This is a genomic window from Selenihalanaerobacter shriftii, assembly GCF_900167185.1.
In the GTDB taxonomy this organism is placed as follows: domain Bacteria; phylum Bacillota; class Halanaerobiia; order Halobacteroidales; family Acetohalobiaceae; genus Selenihalanaerobacter; species Selenihalanaerobacter shriftii.
This window is the reverse complement of the sequence record NZ_FUWM01000011.1, coordinates 39,940-59,563: the sequence shown is the minus strand read 5'-3', so window position 1 is coordinate 59,563 and position 19,624 is coordinate 39,940. Positions and strand designations below refer to the sequence as shown.

Here is a 19,624-nt window from a genome sequence, read left to right as displayed (position 1 = left end):
TAAGTGTGAGTGGTTAGTGTGAGTGTTAACTATCAAATAATTTGTACGACACTACAAAGGAGTGAATGAATATGGAAGAATTATTTATCGATTCAGAATTAGCTGATATTAAAGAGAAAGTATTAGCAGGAGAAAGATTGAATAGAGAAGATGGAATTAAATTGATGAAGAGTAATGACTTATTGACTATCGGCTATTTGGCTGATTATGTACGGAAGAGAAAATGCGGAGATGAAGTTTATTTCATAAATAATCGTCATATTAATCACACTAATGTCTGTGAAGTTCAATGTAAATTCTGTGCTTTTGGAAAAGAACCAGAAGAAGAAGATGCTTATACTATGAACTTAAAGGAAGTTGCTAAAGCAATAGATGAATCACCTGAAGGAATTTCAGAGCTGCATATTGTAGGGGGCTGTCATCATGATCTTCCATTAGAATATTTTGAGGATATGTTAAAGCTAGCTAAAGAGAAACGACCTGATACATATGTTCAAGGTTTTACTGCAGTTGAAATAGCTTATTTAGCCGAACAAGCAGAGCTTAATGTCAAAGAGACGTTAGAACGATTAAAAGCAGCAGGTTTAGATTCTATTCCTGGTGGGGGAGCAGAAGTATTTAGTCCTCGAGTTAGAGAGCAGGTCTGTGAGAATAAAATTAGCGGTGAAGAATGGTTATCAGTAATGGAGCAAGCACATAATTTAGGAATTAAAACTAATGCAACGATGTTATATGGCCATATTGAAACATCTGAAGAGCGAATTGATCACTTGATAAAATTAAGAGAACTTCAAGATAAGACAGGCGGTTTTTTAACATTTATTCCGTTAGCTTTCCATCCAGAAAATACTGAATTAGATGATATAACTCCAACTACTGGATATGATGACTTGAAAGTATTAGCTGTTGCGCGATTGATGTTAGATAACTTTGATCATATTAAAGCATTCTGGATTATGTTAGGCACTAAGTTAGCCCAAGTTTCATTAGGTTTTGGCGTAAATGATTTAGATGGAACTGTAGTTGAAGAGAAGATTACTCATGCTGCTGGAGCTGAGACAAGCCAAGGGTTAACCCGAACAGAAATAGTCAATATGATTAAGAAGGCTGGTCGAATTCCAGTTGAAAGAGATACTGTATATAATAGAGTTGGGAGAGTGAATAAATAATGGAAAAATTACAATTAGGGATTGTTGAGTATATTAATTGTTGGCCGGTACATTATGGTGTTGATTATAAAAAGATCGATATAAATGCTGATATTACTGCCGGACCACCAGCAGAATTAAATGAAATGTTCTTACGTGGCGAAATTGATATTACGCCGATATCAGCAATTGAATATGCTCGAAATTTTGATGATTGTTATATTCTACCGGATTTGGCCATTGCATCTGATGGTCCAGTGGGAAGTCTTTTTCTATTTAGTGAGCTAGAGATTGAAGAACTTAATGGTAAGGTAGTGGCTTTACCTAAAGATTCTCGGACTACAGTAGCATTACTTAAAATACTCTTAAAACGTTATTATCAAGTGGATGTTGAATATATTACTTGTGAACAAGATTTAGATCATATGTTAGATGTGGCGGATGCAGCCTTATTAATTGGTGATCCTGCTTTAGATGGATATGTGGAAAATCTTAATTCTAATTTAAATATAACTGACCTAGGAAGAGCTTGGAAGGGATTCACTGGATTGAAGATGGTTTATGCTATCTGGGTAATTAGAAAAGAATTTGCTGAAAAGAATCCTGAATTGGTTGATGAAATTAGTGATAAATTATTAAAATCTAAAAAGTTAGGTTTACAAGAATTTGAATTATTGGCTGATAGAGCTGCTAAAGAGATGGATATTCCTCGGGAAATAGCATTGAGATACTTTGAAAGTTTAAGATATGATTTTAATGAGAGTTATCAGGAAGGAGTAATGAAGTATTTTACTGACGCTTATGAGCTAGAATTAGTGGAAGAGAAACCTGAATTAAATATTTGGGGTGAAGGTAATGAAAGAGGTTAAAGAGATATTACTGAAAGCCCAAGCAGGTAAAAGAGTTACTCTAGATGAAGGAGTGAAGTTACTAGCCAGTAATGAATTACTCCCTATTGGAAAGGTAGCTAATCAAATTAGAGAAAGATTACATCCTGATAATAAAGTAACTTTTGCTATTGACCGTAATATCAATTATACAAATGTCTGTGAAGCAGAATGTGATTTTTGTGCTTTCTATCGTCAACAAGGGGATGAAGAATCTTATATTTTAGATCGAGATGAAATCTTTCGTAAGATTCAAGAGACTATAGATTTAGATGGAACGCAGATATTAATGCAGGGTGGTCTGCATCCTGAATTAACTTTAGAATATTATGTTGATCTTTTCAAAGCTATTAAAGAAAGATTTGATATTCATATTCACTCTTTATCACCACCGGAGATAATACATATCGCCAAACAGTCTGACTTATCTATTAAAGAGACTTTAGAAGAATTAAATGAAGCCGGTTTAGCCTCATTACCTGGAGGCGGTGCAGAAATTTTAGTGGATAAGGTACGAAAGAAGATTAGTCCTAATAAGATTAGTTCTAGTGAGTGGTTAGAGGTAATGCGAACTGCTCATGAAATAAGAATGAAGAGTACGGTCACTATGATGTTTGGAAATGTAGAGACTTTAGAAGATAGAATTGCACATTTAATTAAAGTTAGAGATTTACAAGATGAGACCGGTGGATTTACTGCTTTTATTCCTTGGACCTTCCAACCGAGTAATACCCAGTTAGAGGATGACCTAGAAGTGATGGGTGCTACTGGATTTGAATACTTAAAGATGGTAGCAGTATCTAGAATTGTATTAGATAATATTCCTAGCATTCAAGCTTCTTGGGTAACTCAAGGAGCAAAAATAGCTCAAATATCTTTAGATTTTGGGGTTAATGATTTCGGTAGTACCATGATTGAAGAAAATGTGGTAAAAGCAGCTGGGACATCTTATCGAGTACCATTAGAAAGAATAGTTGAACTAATTAAGGATACTGGTCGACAGCCGGTACAACGCGATACTTTATATAATGAGTTAAGAGAATTTTAAATAGAGATATCTTTAGATAAAATAAGGAGAGGTAATATGATTTTAACGGCTAAATGGGTATTACCCATAAGTGCTGAGCCTATAAGTCCAGGGGCAGTAGTAATTAATGATGAAGAGATTGAAGCTGTAGGTTTTAAAGAAGAAGTATTAGCTAATTATCCGAAAGAAGAAGTTCGAGATTTAGGTGAAGCTATCTTATTGCCTGGTTTAATTAATCTACATACTCATCTTGATTATACCATTTTGAGAGGAGAGAATGATAATCTACCTTTCTTACCTTGGATTAGTAATTTAGTTCAAAAGAGTAGAGCTTTAGAGTATGATGAAGTACTTCTTTCTGCTAAACTAGGTGCTTTAGAGCTGTTAGCAGCAGGAGTAACGACTATTGCTGATACGACAGCGACTGGTGCTTCCTTACAGGCGGCCTCTGAAATGAAATTGAGAGGTATTATTTATCAAGAGGTCTTTGGTATGGATGATGAGCAATTAGAGGCTAACTTATTAAATATCAAGAAGAGGTATAATGAATTAAAGGCTAAAGCAAGTAATAGATTGGAAGTAGGTTTATCACCACATGCTCCTTATTCTGTCTCTAGGAGATTATTACAAGAGGTGGCTGATGTTTCTCAAAGTGAAGATATTCCTCTCTGTATGCATGTAGCTGAAACAGAAGAAGAAATAGATTTTTTAATAGATGGGACAGGCCCGTTTGCTACTACTTATCGAGAAGCAGTAGGTTGGAGCAATATACATTGGGATCCTCCAGGAATTCCAGCAGTTAGATATTTAAATGATTTAGGAATCTTAAATGATAGATTTTTAGCTGTACATTTAGTACAGACCGATCCAGAGGAAATCGAAATACTAAATGAATTAGATGTTAAAGCGGCATACTGTCCAAAGAGTAATGCTAAGCTAGGCGCTGGAATAGCTGATTTATCAGCTATGTTAGATGCTGGAGTATTGGTTGGATTAGGAACAGATAGTGCAGCCAGCAATAATTCATTGGATTTATTTTCAGAAATGGAGTTTGGATTATTATTACAGAGAGCAAAAGATAGAGAAGCTAGTATTGTAACGGCTAAAGAGTTAGTCAAGATGACAACTATTAATGGGGCTAAAGCTTTAGGGTTAGAAGATAAGGTAGGGAGTTTAGAACCAGGAAAACAGGCAGACTTAACCGCAGTTAAGATTAGTAACTTTGCTAATCAACCGGTTTATAATCCTTATTCTGCTTTAGCTTATACAGCTTCTAGTAGAGATATAGCCTTTACTATGATTGGAGGAGAGGTTCTCTATGATCAAGGAGAATTTTTAGATGTTGCAAAAGAAGAGATGATATTTGAATTCAAGAACTTACAGCAGAAGATAATGGGATTATAATTAGGGGGCTATGGAATTGAAGAAATATGTAATTGGAATTACAGGAGCCAGTGGTAGTATATATGCTAAACGCCTCATAGAGGAGATAGCAGCTCAAGGACATAAAATTTATTTAATAATCAGCAAACCAGGCCGAAGAGTTTGGGGAGATGAGTTAGAAATAGAGTTAGGCGAGGAAAGAAGAGAGATTGCTGAGAATATTCGGCATAGTTTGGGTTATGATAAGGATGATGAAACTATTACTTATTTAGATAATGAGAATATTGGTGCTCCTACAGCTAGTGGTTCTTTTCAAACAGAGGGGATGGTAGTTGTTCCTTGTAGCATGTCTACTTTATCTGGAATAGCACATGGATTATCTTCAAATCTATTAGAGCGTTCAGCCGACGTTATTTTAAAGGAGAAACGGGAATTAATATTAGTTCCTAGGGAGACACCTTTAAATGCTATCCATTTAGAGAATATGTTAAAGTTAGCTAATTTAGGAGTAGATATTCTTCCTCCAATGCCGGGTTTTTATAATAAGCCAGAAAGTATAGATGATTTAATTAACTTTGTAGTAGGTAGAATTTTAGACCGATTAGGGATCGAGCATAATTTATATAAGAGATGGAGTTAATTGTTGTAGTTATTAGTTGACAAATGATTTAAATCATTATAAGATAATATAGGAAAGTATTAAATTAAAATATAAATAGTTTGATTACAAATTTTATTTAAAAGCTATGATGAAGAGTAGTAGATAATCTAAGCTTACAGAGAGGGAATTCCTAGGTTGAAAGTATTCCTAAGTACTTAATTATTGAAGTAGCTTCTGAGCTATTAGACTGAAAGTAAGTAGGTTTAATCGGTTGCTAGCCGTTATTTAGTCTTAAGTTAAGGTGTCTAAAAGTATATCTTTTAGAAACTAAGGTGGTACCGCGGGAGTAAACCTTCTTTCGTCCTTGTCATAGGATGGAGAGGGTTTTTTATGATTTTAAAGGAGGAGAAAATAATGAGTAAAGAAGGAATGGCAACAACTTATGATCCAGCTGCTGTCGAAGACAAATGGTATCAATATTGGATGGATAATGGATATTTTGAAGCAGACCTAAATCAAGATAATGAATCTTTTTCAATTGTAATGCCACCGCCAAATGTAACAGGTCAATTACATATAGGTCATGCTTTGGATAATACTTTACAGGATATTTTAACTCGTTGGAAACGAATGCAGGGATATACTACTCTGTGGATTCCAGGTACTGATCATGCTAGTATAGCTACAGAAGTTAAGGTAGTAAATAAGATGCGAGAAGAAGGATTAGAAAAAGATGATGTGGGCCGAGAAGGTTTTCTAGAAAAAGCGTGGGAATGGACGGATGAGTATGGTGGTCGTATTACAGACCAGTTAAAGAAAATAGGTACTTCCTGTGACTGGACTAGAGAGAGATTTACTTTGGATGAAGGTTGTTCAGAAGCGGTTAAAGAAGCCTTTATTCAATTATATAATAAAGATTTAATCTATAGAGGCGATTATATTATTAATTGGTGCCCTGATTGTGGAACTACTTTATCAGATATTGAGGTAGAACATCAAGATATTCCAGGACATTTTTATCACCTTAGATATCAGATTAAAGACAGTGATGATGAAATTATCGTTGCTACTACTCGACCTGAAACTATGTTAGGTGATACTGCCATTGCGGTTAATCCTAAAGATGAAAGGTATCAAGATTTAGTTGGGAAGAGAGTAATTGTACCGATAGTAGAAAGAGAGATTCCAGTAGTTGCTGATGATTATGTAGATTCAGAGTTTGGAACAGGATTAGTAAAGGTAACACCTGCTCATGATCCTAATGATTTTGAGATTGGTCAGCGTCATGATTTAGATGTGATTAAAGTAATCGATGATGTGGCCAAAATGACAGCAGAAGCTGGTAAGTATGAAGGAATGGATAGATATCAATGTCGTGAGGAGTTAGTGTCTGATTTAGAGGCAAATGATCAATTAGTTGAGGTAGAAGAGCATGATCATTCAGTAGGACATTGTTATCGTTGTGATACAGTAATTGAGCCGTTAGTTTCTAAGCAGTGGTTTGTTAAGATGGAACCATTAGCTAAGCCGGCTATTGAAGCAGTTAAGAATGGAGATACTAACTTTGTACCGGAGCGATTTACTAAAGTATATTTAAACTGGATGGAGAATATTAGAGATTGGTGTATCTCACGTCAATTGTGGTGGGGACATAGAATTCCAGTTTGGTACTGTCAAGACTGTGGAGAAGAGATCGTTGCTAGTGATGAGCCAACAAGTTGTTCAGAATGTGATAGTGAGAATTTAGAACAGGATGAAGATGTATTGGATACTTGGTTTAGCTCTGGGCTTTGGCCTTTTTCTACTATGGGATGGCCAGAAGAGACTGAGGAATTAGATCTTTATTATCCAACATCAGTATTGGTAACTGGTCGAGATATCATCTTCTTTTGGGTAGCAAGAATGATATTCTCAGCTCTTGAATTCATGGATGAACCACCTTTTGCTGATGTATATGTTCACGGATTAGTTAGAGATGGTCAAGGACGAAAGATGAGTAAGTCCTTAGGTAATGGTATTGACCCATTAGAATTTATTGATAAGTACGGAGCAGATACTCTTCGCTTTACTTTAATTACTGGAAATACTCCAGGGAATGATATGCGATTTAGACAAGAGAAAGTGGAAGCTAGTCGTAACTTTGCTAATAAGATTTGGAATGCTTCTAGATTTGTATTGATGAATTTAGAAGACTTTAATCCAGAAGATGTAGAGGAATTAAAGCTTACTTTAGCAGATAAATGGATAACTAGTAGAGTAAATCGCGTTGCTAAGAAGGTAACAGATGAATTAGATAATTATCAATTAGGGCAAGCTACTCAGACTCTTTATGACTTTATCTGGAATGAGTTCTGTGACTGGTATATAGAGTTAATTAAGCCACGTTTGTATCAAGAAGAGGATCAAGCAGCTAAAGAGACAGCTCAATATGTAGTTTGGTCAGTATTAGATCAGATTTTGCGATTATTACATCCATTCATGCCTTTTATTACCGAGGAAATATGGCAGAATCTACCTAATGATGGAGAAACTATTATGCTTGCTAAATGGCCAGAAGGTAAAGAAGAAAAGCTTGATGATGAAGCAGAAGAAAAGATGGATGTAATTATGAATATCATTAGATCTATTCGAAATATCAGAAATGAGATGAAAGTAAATCCAGGCAAAAAAGTTATTGCCATCTTACAACCAGAGAGTTCTGATAAAGAAGATATAGTAAGTGTTGGGCAAGATTATATTATTAATTTAGCTAATATATCTGATTTAAGAATAGATAAAGAATTAGCTGAAAAACCTGAGAATGCTTCTACAGCTATTACTGATGGAGTAGAAGTAATCCTGCCATTAGAAGGAATGGTAGATATAGATAAAGAGATTGAAAGATTAGAAGATGAAGTAGAAGAAGCAGAGTTTGAAATTAAACGAGCAGAAGGTAAGTTAGGAAATGAAGGATTTGTTAATAATGCTCCAGATAAGTTAGTAGAAGAAGAGAAAGAGAAGGTCAAAGAGTATAAAGCTAAGAAGGAACAGTTAAAAGAGCGACTAGAGATGTTAAAATCATAATTGCTTAAGTTTAGAGGGCTAATATCCAATTGGGTATTAGCTCTCTTTTTGTATTTTGAAGGAAATTTATTCTAATTATAGAAATATAGCATAGGTGGTAAATGTAGAATTAGGAGGCAATAGTAATGGATAATTTATTTAATAAAAAAGTTTTAAAAGCACATTTGAATAAACATTCTATACTTAATTATAAGACGAAGATAGATACTATCAAAAGTTGGAAACGAAATTTAAAATCTATAATTGGGGCTAATGAGGAAAGGTTACAGGCTTCTTTTTTAAAAGGAATTTTTGGAATTGTTTTAGGTTATAAGGATATGACGGAAGCGGGTGAAGAAGGCGAGTATACATTACAGATTGAGCCGTCAACTGAAGTTGATGCTACAAAGCCGGATGGGAGCTTAGGATTTTATTATCAAGATGAAGAGAGTAAAACAGAGGCAGTAATTGAACTAAAAGGTCCTAAAGTTAGTTTAGATAAGAAACAGAAACGGTCTGGGAAACATTATGGAACACCGGTAGAACAGGCTTTTAGTTATGCCAGTAAGTATGATGGTTGTAAATGGGTTATTGTTTCTAATATGATAGAGATTAGATTATATTCAGTAATTCGGGGACAAGGATATTATGAAGAGTTTCGTATTGAGGAATTAGACTTAGAGGATAACTTTAAGAAGTTTCATTTATTATTATCTAGAAAGAATTTAATTAATAAACAAGATAAGAGCAATACCTTAAGATTAAGTGAACAGACTCAGAAAAAAGAGGAAGATATCTCTATAAAATTCTATAACCTTTATAAGCAGACAAGAGTTGAATTATTTGAACATCTTAAAGTTAATAATCCTAATTATGATGAAGAATTATTATTAGAAAAGGCTCAAAAGTTTTTAGACCGAATTATCTTTATCTGTTTCTGTGAAGATTTGGGTTTATTACCTGCGGAAATACTCCATCAAGCTATTGAGAGTGGTAAGAGTTCATATAGTTTTAGTGAAGTAACAATTTGGCAAGAGATAAAAGGAATCTTTAGGGCTATAGATAAAGGTAGTGAACCTCATAATATTAATGCCTATAATGGTGGCTTGTTTAAAGCAGATGAGGTATTAGATAATTTAATAATTAAAAACGATTTTTTCGATGTTATAGATAAAATATCAGCTTATGATTTTGATAGTGAACTGGATGTTAATATTTTAGGTCATGTTTTTGAGCAGTCTATTTCGGATATTGAAGAGATTAAGGCAGATATTGAGAATGATGAATATAATGAAAAGGAATCGAAGCGTAAAAAAGATGGAATTTATTATACTCCAGAATATATAACTAAGTATATTGTTGAAAATTCAGTTGGAAAGTGTCTTGAAGATATACGGAAGGAATTGGGAGAAGAAGAATTACCAGATATAGAAGAGGCTGCTACCCCTCAGGTAGAAGGTAAGTATAAAAAGCAACATCTGGAGTTTTACAAAGAATATGAAGAACGGTTAAAGAAGATCAAAGTACTAGACCCAGCTTGTGGATCAGGAGCATTTTTAAATCAAGCATTTGATTTTCTATTAAAAGAATATCAATGGATTCATAGGCAGATTGACTTAATTCAGGAAGGACAACGCAGTATTTTTGGCCTAGAATCATTACAAAAAGAGATTTTAAAGAATAATATCTATGGAGTCGATATTAATGAATCATCAGTAGAGATTACTAAATTATCTCTGTGGTTAAAAACTGCTAATAAGAATAAACCATTAACTAATCTTGATGATAATATTAAATGTGGTAATTCGTTAATTGATGATCCAGAAGTAGCTGGAGATAAAGCATTCAAGTGGAAAGAAGAGTTTTCTGAGATTATGGCTGATGGTGGTTTTGATGTAGTAATTGGAAATCCACCATATGTTGTATTATCTCCTCATGAATTGAGAGAATTTCAAATGTCAAAAGGTAATTTTAATACTTATACTGCTTTCGCTGAATTAGCAACAGAAATCATAAATTATAATGGGAAAATATCTTTTATAATACCTATAACTTGGCTTGCTGGTGAGAAATATTATGATTTTAGATATGAATTATTATCTAAATATAATATATTAGAGATAATTCAATTACCTTATGATAGATTCAATGCTTATGTTGATACACTTATCTTATCTTTTGAAAAGGCAGATAATATAAGTCCAATAGTGAAAACATATAAATTTCCTATTCATGAAAGACAAAATCAAATTAATATAGATGATTTTCAAAAAATCAATAAAAAGTTTTGGGAAAACAATGAAGGGAAAGTTATTTTCTTAGAAAAGGACGTTATTAATATTAAAATTAAATATAATAATACTGAATCTGTTAATCTTAAAGAAATAGCTACAGTTAACCGAGGAACTTTACCACCTAAAGAATATATGATTGCAGATAAAAATGAAGATAGTACAATTAGATGGTTTGATGGTCAAATATATCGTTACCTTCAAACTGAAAATGCTAAAAAGATATTTGTAGACCATACAAAACTTAAAGAAAATAAGCCATTAGAATTATTTAATACAGATAAAATCTTTGGTAGACAATTAGTAAGTCGTCAATTTAGATTAATGTTTACTTATGTTGATTCTTCTTTTGCGTTTAAAAAGAATCTTTATGCTATTTGTTTAGAGGATGAGAATTATTTAAATAAGTATTTATTAGCAATTTTAAATTCAAAATTATATTCGTATATACAAATTAAAACTAATCCATCATTACAAAGAGATGATTTTCCGTCATTTAGCTTAAATGATTTTAGAAATTTTAAAATTCCTAAAATTAGTAAAGAAAAACAACAACCATTTATCAAAAAAGCTGATTTTATGATTGAAGGCAATAAAAAACTAGCTCAACTTAGACAAACTAATTTCATTGATCTAATCAACAAATATACTTCTAAAGCTGGTCCACAATTAACTGATATAGTAGAAGAAGGTGGTTTTTACAATAAAATATATTCTGGTCGGGCGCGAAAAGTTAGAGAGATGACAGTTAATATTAATGATACTATTTTAACTATCTATGCAGATAAATCGAGTAGTGGTAAATATGAACTAATGAAATTTGAAGTTAAGGATAAATATAAACGCCAATATATTAAGTATTATCTAGAAAAATTTACGGAGAAGCAGTTAGAAGAAGCAGATAATTTCAGTGGAGGTTTGGTTAAGAAGGTGTTGCAGGTTGAATTGCCTGATTACAATAAATACCAAGTAGTACGTAAAGTAGTTAACGAGTGGAATCAGTTGCAGCGGGAAATTGATGAATTGCGAGATAAGATAGAAGAGACTGATCGAAAGATAGATGAGATGGTATATGAACTTTATGGATTAACGGAAGAAGAGATTGAAATAGTTGAAGAAAGTTTAGAGGATAATTAAAAATTTAGTTTTTAGGTCATTGCTGTTGGTAAGCAATGGCTTTTTTATTTAAATAAGCTTTATTATAAATAAAAATCACTTCAAAAATTTCCAAAAATAGTTATATAATTTAAACTTTAGACAGGAAATTAATGGGTGATTAGTGTAGTGTTAATGTATAGGATAGTTTTAGGGAGATGAGAGGTAATCTATAGTAGATATTATCGACATTAGTGTCAGTGATACTTTAAAATGGAAATTATATGCGACATATGACGTAAATATATAAATTATCTGACATATTTGATAGGATTTTTAGGAGGGATTTGCTTTGAAAGAAATTTATGTTTATATTGATGAAAGCGGAAATCCAAATATAAGGAGTTATGAAGGGGATAATCAATATTTTAGTATTGGAGCAGCCATTCTAGGAAATGAAGTTTCTTCTAATTTAATCGAAAAAGCGATGAATGATTTAAAGCAAAGAGAAGATTTAGGAAAAAGTGATGTTAAAACTTTAAAGCGAGGTTATTTTCACAGTTGTGTTGATGGTCCGGAAGCTCATTCTGCTATAATGTATTTAATTAATGATTTGGAACTAAAATTTGATTTTTTATCTTTTGATAAGAAAAAATATAGACAAAATGGAAATGATGAGTTTGATACTGAAAAATTATTACATAACCATATGGTGGAACTTGCTAGTGTTTTTGTAAGTAATCGAGATGTTGATGTAGTAAATGTTTTTGTAGCAGAAAGAGAAAGTAGTTTCCCAAAACATTTTGAAAAAAATTGGAAGAGGAATTTTTATGAGTCTTTAATTAATGCAGTGGTTGCTAATACCTCCTTGTTGAAGGCAAATTTTCCTAAAGTAAATTTAAAAATTGTTGATGGAAGTCATCCTGGAATTCAAATTTCAGATTTTTTATTATGGGCAATTAAAAGAAGTTATTTATCTAATAAAAATGTTTGGTTCCAAAGAATTGAAAAGGATATTAGTATAGAAACTAATATAAAAGAGAAATCTTTAAGTTTATCAGTTGATTTTCAAATAAATGGAGGAGTTAATAATATTGATTTATTGTCCCCCTATGAAGTAACAGCAAAGGAAGTAGAAGAAAAACAAAGAAATTTGAATAATGATGAGTTATTAAATTTATTTTTGCATGTAGAAAAGTTGTTGGATAAGGTTATGGCTAAAAAAAGAAATGAATTAGAATATATGAATCGCTTTTTAGAAGGAATAGATAAGATAATTCATAAAAAGGAAAAGTTAACTATTAAAGAAGTTAAGAAATTATGTAAGAGTTTTATTATGGTTTTTGATACGTTAAAAATTCATGAAGGTTATTCTAAAGAAGAGCTTATTTTTTGGTGTGTAGCAAAAAGAATCATTTCTAATATAATTTTGGGAAAGCAAATTAATTGGGTAATGTTAGCAGACTTTTGGGCAATTAATCATCCAAATATAGTAGATTGTTTAAATTAATTGGTACAGCAAATACGTCGGCTAACATGGCATTTAAGACACCTAATCCTAGTGCATAATACTAGTCTTGGTAATAACTTATGCAAGATTGGTCGGGTTGTTTATGTTAATCTAAAAGTGACCCACGATATTAATTGAAAATTGACCCACAATAAAATAAACTATCTATAATAATTAAATTATTATAGGTGGTGAATAAGGGTTGGTTAAATTGAATGAAAAAGCAGATATATTACTAAAATATTTTATTGAAGATAAGTCAATTAGAAAAATTACAAGGGAAACAAATAAATCTAGAAATACAGTACGGAAATATATTAGAGACCATGAAGAACAACTATCAAAATTAGATAAGTCGTTAAGGGAAGATGAGATTTTAAGTTTAATTGAAAATTTAGTTAAAGAGCCACAATATGATTCATCAAATAGGAGTAAGAGAAAATTAACCGATGAAATTATTGAAGAAATTAATAAATGTTTAGAGAAAAATAAAAAGAAGAAAACTCAAGGTAAACATAAACAACTTATGAAGAAAGTGGATATCCATGATTATTTAGTAGATAAAGGTTATGATATTAGTTATAGTACAGTTTGTAATTATGTCAGGGAACATACTAAAGAAACTAAAGAAGCTTATATTAAGCAAGTATATAAGCCTGGAAAGACTCTTCAATTTGACTATGGAGAAGTAAAAGTTAATATAGCTGGTGAAAATAGAGTTCTAAATTTGGCCCTATTTACAACAGGATATGGTTTTTATAGCTATGGTAAACTTTATGAGAATAAAAAGATCGTAAACTTTTTAGATGCTCATGTCAATGCATTTAAACATTTTGGAGGGGTTCATAATGAAATAGTTTATGACAATTTAAAACAAGCTGTTAGGAGATTTGTGGGCCCTACTGAAAAAAAAGCAACCGAAGATTTAGTTAAATTATCACTTTATTATAAATTTAACTATAGATTTTGTAATGTAAGACGAGGAAATGAAAAAGGTAAGGTAGAAAGATCAGTAGAATTTGTAAGAAGACGGGCATTTTCTATAAAAGATGAGTTTGACTCATTGAAAGAAGCCAATCAATATTTATTAAATAAGCTAAATAAGTTAAATCAGATTAAGAAGAATCGTTTTAATAGGAAGAGTCCACTTGATAAACTTAATGAAGAAAAAGAATATTTAAAAGAACTAATGCCAACTTACGATGTTGCAAGGGATAAAGAGTGTAGGGTAAATAAATATAGCTTTATTACTATAGAACAAAATAAATATTCAGTGCCAGATTATTTAGTAGGTAAATTTGTAATGGCAAAAATCTATTCAGAAAAAATTAAAGTTTATTATAAAGATAATTTAATCGCAGAACATAAGAGATGTTATAAATTACATAAATGCACAATAGATATAGACCATTATTTATCTACCCTAAAAAGAAAACCAGGAGCTTTAAAAAATTCTCTTGCCCTCGAGAAATTAGCTCCTGAAATCAAAAACATATATCAAATGTTTTATAATAATAATTCTACCACAAAAACGAAAGAATTCATAGAACTTTTAGAAATTATTAAAGAAAAAGGTTTAGATAAGGTAAAAAAAGCAATTAATAAATTATCTAAGAATAAAGCATCCATGGTGACTACAGATAATATTAAAACTTTAGTAAATAGAAAAACATCTCTTGAAACCAATCAAGAAGATGAAATAATTCAAAATTCAATGCATCTTTTAAATAATTATAACGAAATTTTCAATGTTGAACAGGATACCAGACAGGAGGTGTGTTAAATGGATAAAAAGCTAGTTCAAGAAACTAAAGATTATATAAAAGCTTTGCGATTAGCTGGAATTAGAGGAGACTTAATAGAAAGAGTAGGTGAAGCCTATAAAGACGATCAATCATATGAGGAATTTTTAAGAGATGTTTTTAGAAAAGCTTATGATGTAAGAAAAGAGAACAGTAGAAAAAGACGAATCAAAAACGCAAAATTCCCTTATAAAAAGTATTTAAGCGATATAATAGCTGAATATTTACCAGATAGTGCTCAGGAAAAATTGAAAGAACTAAAGACTCTTAAATTTATAAATGATAATAGAAATATAATCTTTTCAGGAAATCCAGGGACAGGTAAAACCCATTTATCAATTGGATTAGGTATTAAAGCCTGTAATGAGGGTTATAAGGTGTTTTTTGCAACAGTACCACAACTAATTAATACTTTAAAAGAAACAAGAAGTGAAAAACGATTACGGTCCTTTGAGAAGAAATTTGAAAAGTATGATTTAATTATACTTGATGAACTAGGATATATTTCGTTTGATAAGGAAGGTAGTGAATTATTATTTTCATTTCTTTCACTTAGAGCAGAAAGAAAATCAACGATAATAACTTCAAACCTATCTTTTGATAGATGGAATGAAATCTTCAATGACCCAGCATTAACAGCAGCAATGGTAGATAGATTAACTCATAAATCGTATGTTTTAAATATGAATGGAAACTCATTTAGGATGAAAGAAACTAAAGATTGGTTAGAAAAAAGTAGTTAATTTTTTTACTCAAGATGGGTCAATTTTGAGTTGAAAAAAGGGTCAATTTTTACTTGACATTAACATCGGGTTATACAATTGAAATTATTATGCTAAATTGAAATCAGGTGAGCTTTGATGAGGCGTCGTAAACACCATTAACGTTAGTACGCCAAGTAAGTTTGATATTTCTGGCAAAATGAAGCCGTCTACTAAAGTAGACTTAGGATAATGTTGATAAGGTGAGATTCCGGAGGGTCTGTCGGGGTCAAAGAACCTGGTATGAAGAGAGAGAAATATCAGGAACTTGGGAGGTCCTACAGGTTCCAGTAATTGCTGGAAGGTCTATCCAATCGAAAAAGAGGACGACCCGTAGTCTGTAGGAAGTCGAATTGACTCATAGTACTTTGAGGTCAGGAAAGCTGGCTACATGGGGAAGGAACAGTTACACGCAACTATAAAGGAAACACTAGCCGGATGCGCAAGGGCGGGTAACTAGCGTTCCTACCATGACTACGAAATGGCAAATAAAGTGTATCAAAGAATATTATTATTTGAAGGGGGTATTATTAAATGGAACTTAAAAAGGATTCTATTATTGAATTTAATCAATCAAAAAAATATATATTTAAAAAACATATCGGACAAGGTGGAACAGGTAAGACAATTCTTGTAGAAGATATAATTACAAATTTTGACTTCGTTTGTAAAAAATACTCTCCATATGATGAAGGTATGCAAGATGAGTATTTTGAAAGATTTATTGAAGAGATAAAGATAATGCATCCTATTTTTCATGAAAATATTGTTCGAATATATAATTATGATTTATATCCAGAACAAAAAACAGGGTATATTTTCATGGAATATATAGATGGCACACCAATTGATGCATATCTTACATTTGAAAATAATGATGTTTTTGAAAATATTTTTATTCAGCTAATAGAAGGTTTTGATTATCTTCAAAGAAATGCAATATTACATAGAGATATACGAAATAAAAATATTCTAGTAACAAATGATGGAGTATTAAAAATAATAGATTTTGGATTTGGTAAAAAAATTAATATGAGTTCAAAAGAGAAAGCTAGTATTATACTTAATTGGCCTGTTACTGAATTTCCTGATGAAATTAATGATTCTGAATATAACCATCAAACTGAAGTTTATTTTGTAGGAAAAACGTTTAATAAAATTTTAAAGCAAAACAATATAAATAACTTTAGATATCAGCATATTATTAATGAGATGATAAATTTAAATCCAGAATATAGAATTAAAAGTTTTTCTAATGTTCTTGAAGAGATTTCAAAAGATATTTTTGATAAATATAGTTTTATAGATGATGAAAGATATATATATTTAAGATTTGCTGATAGTTTAACTAATAACATAATAAAAATGAGAGATGAGATTGAGTTAGTACAAGATTCAAAAGAAATCATAAGATCTTTAGAAGAGATTATTAATGAATGTCTTTTAGAAGAATTTTTACAAGATAATAGCAAATTAATTTCTTGCTTTGTTAAAAATGCATATACTTATTCTACTAGGAACAATATAGAAGTTGAATGTATTAGAGACTTTTATGAATTTTTTAAAAAATTATCTATTTCAAAACGAGAAATAGTTCTTAATAATATTAATTCGAGATTAAAAAATGTAAAAATTGAATATGATGATGTTGAAGTTCCATTTTAATATTAGCGAAGATATATTGGAAACTTAGTTTAATAATTAAAGAAATAGCCATTTCGTATAAACCAGCTAATACATGTCAAGAATTAATTTAAAAAAATTTAGTTACATATAGAGTTGGATTATTAGGTTTGCTTTTTACTTTTCTAATTGCGGCGGTGGTAGCTTGATATATAGACTTACGCAAGTAGGTAGAACCACGTTTAGAGATTTTATTATTAGAGGTTTTAAATCTGCCTGACTGGTAAACCGTAGGATCTGTTTTAATTTTACAAATGCCTTTTTATCAGCTCAAATGTTTGGTAACTAGCGTTCCTACCATGACTATGTCCAGCAAAGCTGGACATATCTAATAGGTGAAATTCCTATCAGATTGAAAGTCAAAACCCTGTACAAAATAATTCTATTGTGATACTATGTAAAATAATCAATCTAGCAAAATAAAATATAATTCTTATAAAAAGGAGAGGTATATCATATGAAAGTAATAGGAATTAACGGGAGTCCGAGAAAAGAATGGAATACTGCAACCCTTCTTACTGAAGCACTTGAAGGGGCATCCTCACAAGGAGCTAAGACAGAGCTTGTACATCTTTATGACTTAGATTATAAAGGCTGTATAAGTTGTTTTGCTTGTAAAAAAATCAATGGTAATAGTTACGGTAAGTGTGCTTTGCAAGATGATTTAGCACTAGTTTTAGAAAAAATTGAAGAAGCAGATGCTGTTATTTTTGCTTCACCTGTCTATTTTGGAAGGGCTACTGGAGAGATGAGATCATGCTTAGAACGGTTAATGTTTCAGTATTTAGTATATGACAAAGAACATTCTAATCTTTTGGATAAAGAGATACTTACAGGTTTTATTTATACCATGAATGTAAGACAGCAGCAAATGGAAGAACTAGGATATGAAGAAACTTTCAAAAGTACAGAAAGATCACTAAAGAGGATTTTTGGAGCATCAGAATCATTATTTGTCACTAATACATATCAATTTGAAGATTATTCTAAATATGTCACTACAATGTTTGATGTAGAAGAAAAAGTAAAACATCGGGAAGAAGAATTTCCAAAGGATTGCAAAAAAGCTTTTGAAATGGGAGCAAGATTTGCTAAATAAATTGAAGCACAAAAAAAGGAGAAGAAAAACTACTATGAAATTCTTATGCCCAGAATGCAGTATCTATCTTCCAGCTACAACTTCGCTAGGGAAGATAAAACAGATTAAGGCTTACGGAACCGACTTCTGCCACCACTCTTGCCGGAGCTAAAAAATATGCTGAAAAGAATTTAGTTGATGAAATAGAAATGAAGATAGTTGTTCCCTTAACAGGTTCTGGACTAAAAAAGTAAAATAATATAATTAAAGCCAATTCAACTATTAATCATCAAGCTGAATTGGTCTTTTTATTATTAAGGAAAGTATACTTAAATTTAAATTAATGACAAACAGAAGATATGTGTTGAATTTGTTCTATCTTATTTATTTTTAAAATTAATAGAGTTAATCTTGTTAAATAACATATTTTTGTAATAGTGGTTATATATTTAAATGTTAGGCAGGGGATTAATAAATCAATAGTGTATTATTAATAAAAGACCAATTCTTATTATGTAAGTATTAATGATGTAAGAAGAGAGAGGAGAGTAAACATGAAAAGAAAGATATTAATTTTAGGGATTATAATAAGTATGATGTTAGTATTAATTGGTTGTGAGCAGAAAGCAGAAGCAAATGAAGAGGAGTTATTGAAATTTTTAGATAGCTTACAAGGGTTAGAATATAAATTAAGAGATTATACAGATAATTTTGAAGGATATCTATCTGATAATGATAAATTTGCTAAAGAATTTTATGAAGATTTTCTAAAAGGAAATGTAGAATTTGTACTACCGGACTATAAAACAGATGATATTAAAGATCCAAAACTTCAGAAGTATTTAAATAAATATCTAAAATTCAATTTTATATTAGCGCGAACTAAAAAAATTGAAGATGAATATATAATATTTAATATCAAATTTCCTCATTACAACTTTAAAGTTTATCAAATAGATTTTGATAATAATAAAGAGAATGGAAAAGAAGATGTGTTTTATAGTAGTGGATACTGGAATGAAGAGGAATTATCTAAGAGAGCAGTTTATGATGTTTTAAATGAAAAAGAGATAAAAAATAGTTATCAAAAAACTAAACATAGAATTGGTGGGGAAGTAATAGAAGCAGAATACGTAGGGAAGAATAAAAAAAGAACAAAAAATTATACAGGGATAATTAAATATAAGAACAGATACTATATTTATGAGGTCTGGGACTGGGATATAATGGCTATTATAAAATTTTATTGTTGGAACAAAAAAGCTAAAGAAAGTTTAGTATTTCTTAAATCTACAATAGAGTTGGAGGCAAATTAG

General features: G+C 31.0%; 13 protein-coding genes, 1 pseudogene and 1 other annotated feature. Of the genes and pseudogenes, 13 read left to right on the top strand and 1 reads right to left on the bottom strand.

Features of this window, described 5'->3' with window-relative positions; all coding sequences use genetic code 11:
- The first annotated feature begins 71 nt into the window (after positions 1 to 71).
- The 11 genes from mqnE (at position 72) to B5D41_RS07375 (ending at position 17,212) form a co-directional block, all read left to right on the top strand.
- Complete coding sequence (gene mqnE, locus B5D41_RS07425) at positions 72 to 1,169, top strand: aminofutalosine synthase MqnE (protein ID WP_078809997.1); 1,098 nt, start codon at positions 72 to 74, stop codon at positions 1,167 to 1,169.
- Positions 1,169 to 2,017: a menaquinone biosynthetic enzyme MqnA/MqnD family protein gene (locus B5D41_RS07420; protein WP_078809996.1), complete on the top strand. Its 849-nt coding sequence runs from the start codon at positions 1,169 to 1,171 to the stop codon at positions 2,015 to 2,017. The genes mqnE and B5D41_RS07420 overlap by 1 nt, the downstream gene beginning before the upstream one ends.
- Complete coding sequence (mqnC, locus tag B5D41_RS07415; protein WP_200806436.1) at positions 2,004 to 3,083, top strand: cyclic dehypoxanthinyl futalosine synthase; 1,080 nt, start codon at positions 2,004 to 2,006, stop codon at positions 3,081 to 3,083. The genes B5D41_RS07420 and mqnC overlap by 14 nt, the downstream gene beginning before the upstream one ends.
- 36 nt (positions 3,084 to 3,119) lie before the next feature.
- Positions 3,120 to 4,466 carry an amidohydrolase family protein gene (locus B5D41_RS07410; protein ID WP_078809993.1) on the top strand — a complete coding sequence of 449 codons (1,347 nt, stop codon included), beginning with the start codon at positions 3,120 to 3,122 and terminating at the stop codon, positions 4,464 to 4,466.
- 10 nt (positions 4,467 to 4,476) lie between these two features.
- Positions 4,477 to 5,085 carry a UbiX family flavin prenyltransferase gene (locus tag B5D41_RS07405; protein WP_078809990.1) on the top strand — a complete coding sequence of 203 codons (609 nt, stop codon included), beginning with the start codon at positions 4,477 to 4,479 and terminating at the stop codon, positions 5,083 to 5,085.
- A gap of 97 nt (positions 5,086 to 5,182) precedes the next feature.
- Positions 5,183 to 5,415 (top strand) — a binding site (T-box leader).
- Positions 5,416 to 5,460: 45 nt separating this feature from the next.
- On the top strand, positions 5,461 to 8,109 hold the full coding sequence (locus B5D41_RS07400) for a valine--tRNA ligase (protein ID WP_078809989.1): 2,649 nt from the start codon (positions 5,461 to 5,463) through the stop codon (positions 8,107 to 8,109).
- Positions 8,110 to 8,234: 125 nt separating this feature from the next.
- Positions 8,235 to 11,516 carry an Eco57I restriction-modification methylase domain-containing protein gene (locus B5D41_RS07395; RefSeq protein ID WP_078809988.1) on the top strand — a complete coding sequence of 1,094 codons (3,282 nt, stop codon included), beginning with the start codon at positions 8,235 to 8,237 and terminating at the stop codon, positions 11,514 to 11,516.
- 310 nt (positions 11,517 to 11,826) lie between these two features.
- Positions 11,827 to 12,984 (top strand): DUF3800 domain-containing protein, encoded by a 1,158-nt coding sequence (locus B5D41_RS07390; protein WP_078809987.1) that lies wholly within the window; start codon positions 11,827 to 11,829, stop codon positions 12,982 to 12,984.
- 202 nt (positions 12,985 to 13,186) lie between these two features.
- Positions 13,187 to 14,767 carry an IS21 family transposase gene (gene istA, locus B5D41_RS07385; RefSeq protein ID WP_078809986.1) on the top strand — a complete coding sequence of 527 codons (1,581 nt, stop codon included), beginning with the start codon at positions 13,187 to 13,189 and terminating at the stop codon, positions 14,765 to 14,767.
- Positions 14,768 to 15,529 (top strand): IS21-like element helper ATPase IstB, encoded by a 762-nt coding sequence (gene istB, locus B5D41_RS07380; RefSeq protein ID WP_078809985.1) that lies wholly within the window; start codon positions 14,768 to 14,770, stop codon positions 15,527 to 15,529.
- A 552-nt stretch (positions 15,530 to 16,081) separates the two neighbouring features.
- A complete protein-coding gene (locus tag B5D41_RS07375; protein ID WP_078809984.1) occupies positions 16,082 to 17,212 on the top strand; it encodes a protein kinase family protein in 1,131 nt (376 codons plus the stop codon).
- A 109-nt stretch (positions 17,213 to 17,321) separates the two neighbouring features.
- On the opposite strand, the pseudogene B5D41_RS14545 reads toward B5D41_RS07375, so the two are convergent.
- Positions 17,322 to 17,468: pseudogene (locus B5D41_RS14545) on the bottom strand (transposase); the annotation flags it as partial.
- A 219-nt stretch (positions 17,469 to 17,687) separates the two neighbouring features.
- Here B5D41_RS14545 and B5D41_RS07365 point away from each other — a divergent pair.
- Both B5D41_RS07365 and B5D41_RS07360 read left to right on the top strand, forming a co-directional pair.
- On the top strand, positions 17,688 to 18,329 hold the full coding sequence (locus B5D41_RS07365; RefSeq protein ID WP_078809983.1) for a flavodoxin family protein: 642 nt from the start codon (positions 17,688 to 17,690) through the stop codon (positions 18,327 to 18,329).
- 533 nt (positions 18,330 to 18,862) lie between these two features.
- On the top strand, positions 18,863 to 19,624 hold the full coding sequence (locus B5D41_RS07360) for a hypothetical protein (protein WP_078809982.1): 762 nt from the start codon (positions 18,863 to 18,865) through the stop codon (positions 19,622 to 19,624).

Coding starts and splice junctions, on each gene's coding strand:
- mqnE (WP_078809997.1), top strand. CDS start 72: ATGGAAGAATTATTTATCGATTCAGAATTAGCTGATATTAAAGAGAAA.
- B5D41_RS07420 (WP_078809996.1), top strand. CDS start 1,169: ATGGAAAAATTACAATTAGGGATTGTTGAGTATATTAATTGTTGGCCG.
- mqnC (WP_200806436.1), top strand. CDS start 2,004: ATGAAAGAGGTTAAAGAGATATTACTGAAAGCCCAAGCAGGTAAAAGA.
- B5D41_RS07410 (WP_078809993.1), top strand. CDS start 3,120: ATGATTTTAACGGCTAAATGGGTATTACCCATAAGTGCTGAGCCTATA.
- B5D41_RS07405 (WP_078809990.1), top strand. CDS start 4,477: ATGGAATTGAAGAAATATGTAATTGGAATTACAGGAGCCAGTGGTAGT.
- B5D41_RS07400 (WP_078809989.1), top strand. CDS start 5,461: ATGAGTAAAGAAGGAATGGCAACAACTTATGATCCAGCTGCTGTCGAA.
- B5D41_RS07395 (WP_078809988.1), top strand. CDS start 8,235: ATGGATAATTTATTTAATAAAAAAGTTTTAAAAGCACATTTGAATAAA.
- istB (WP_078809985.1), top strand. CDS start 14,768: ATGGATAAAAAGCTAGTTCAAGAAACTAAAGATTATATAAAAGCTTTG.
- B5D41_RS07375 (WP_078809984.1), top strand. CDS start 16,082: ATGGAACTTAAAAAGGATTCTATTATTGAATTTAATCAATCAAAAAAA.
- B5D41_RS07365 (WP_078809983.1), top strand. CDS start 17,688: ATGAAAGTAATAGGAATTAACGGGAGTCCGAGAAAAGAATGGAATACT.
- B5D41_RS07360 (WP_078809982.1), top strand. CDS start 18,863: ATGAAAAGAAAGATATTAATTTTAGGGATTATAATAAGTATGATGTTA.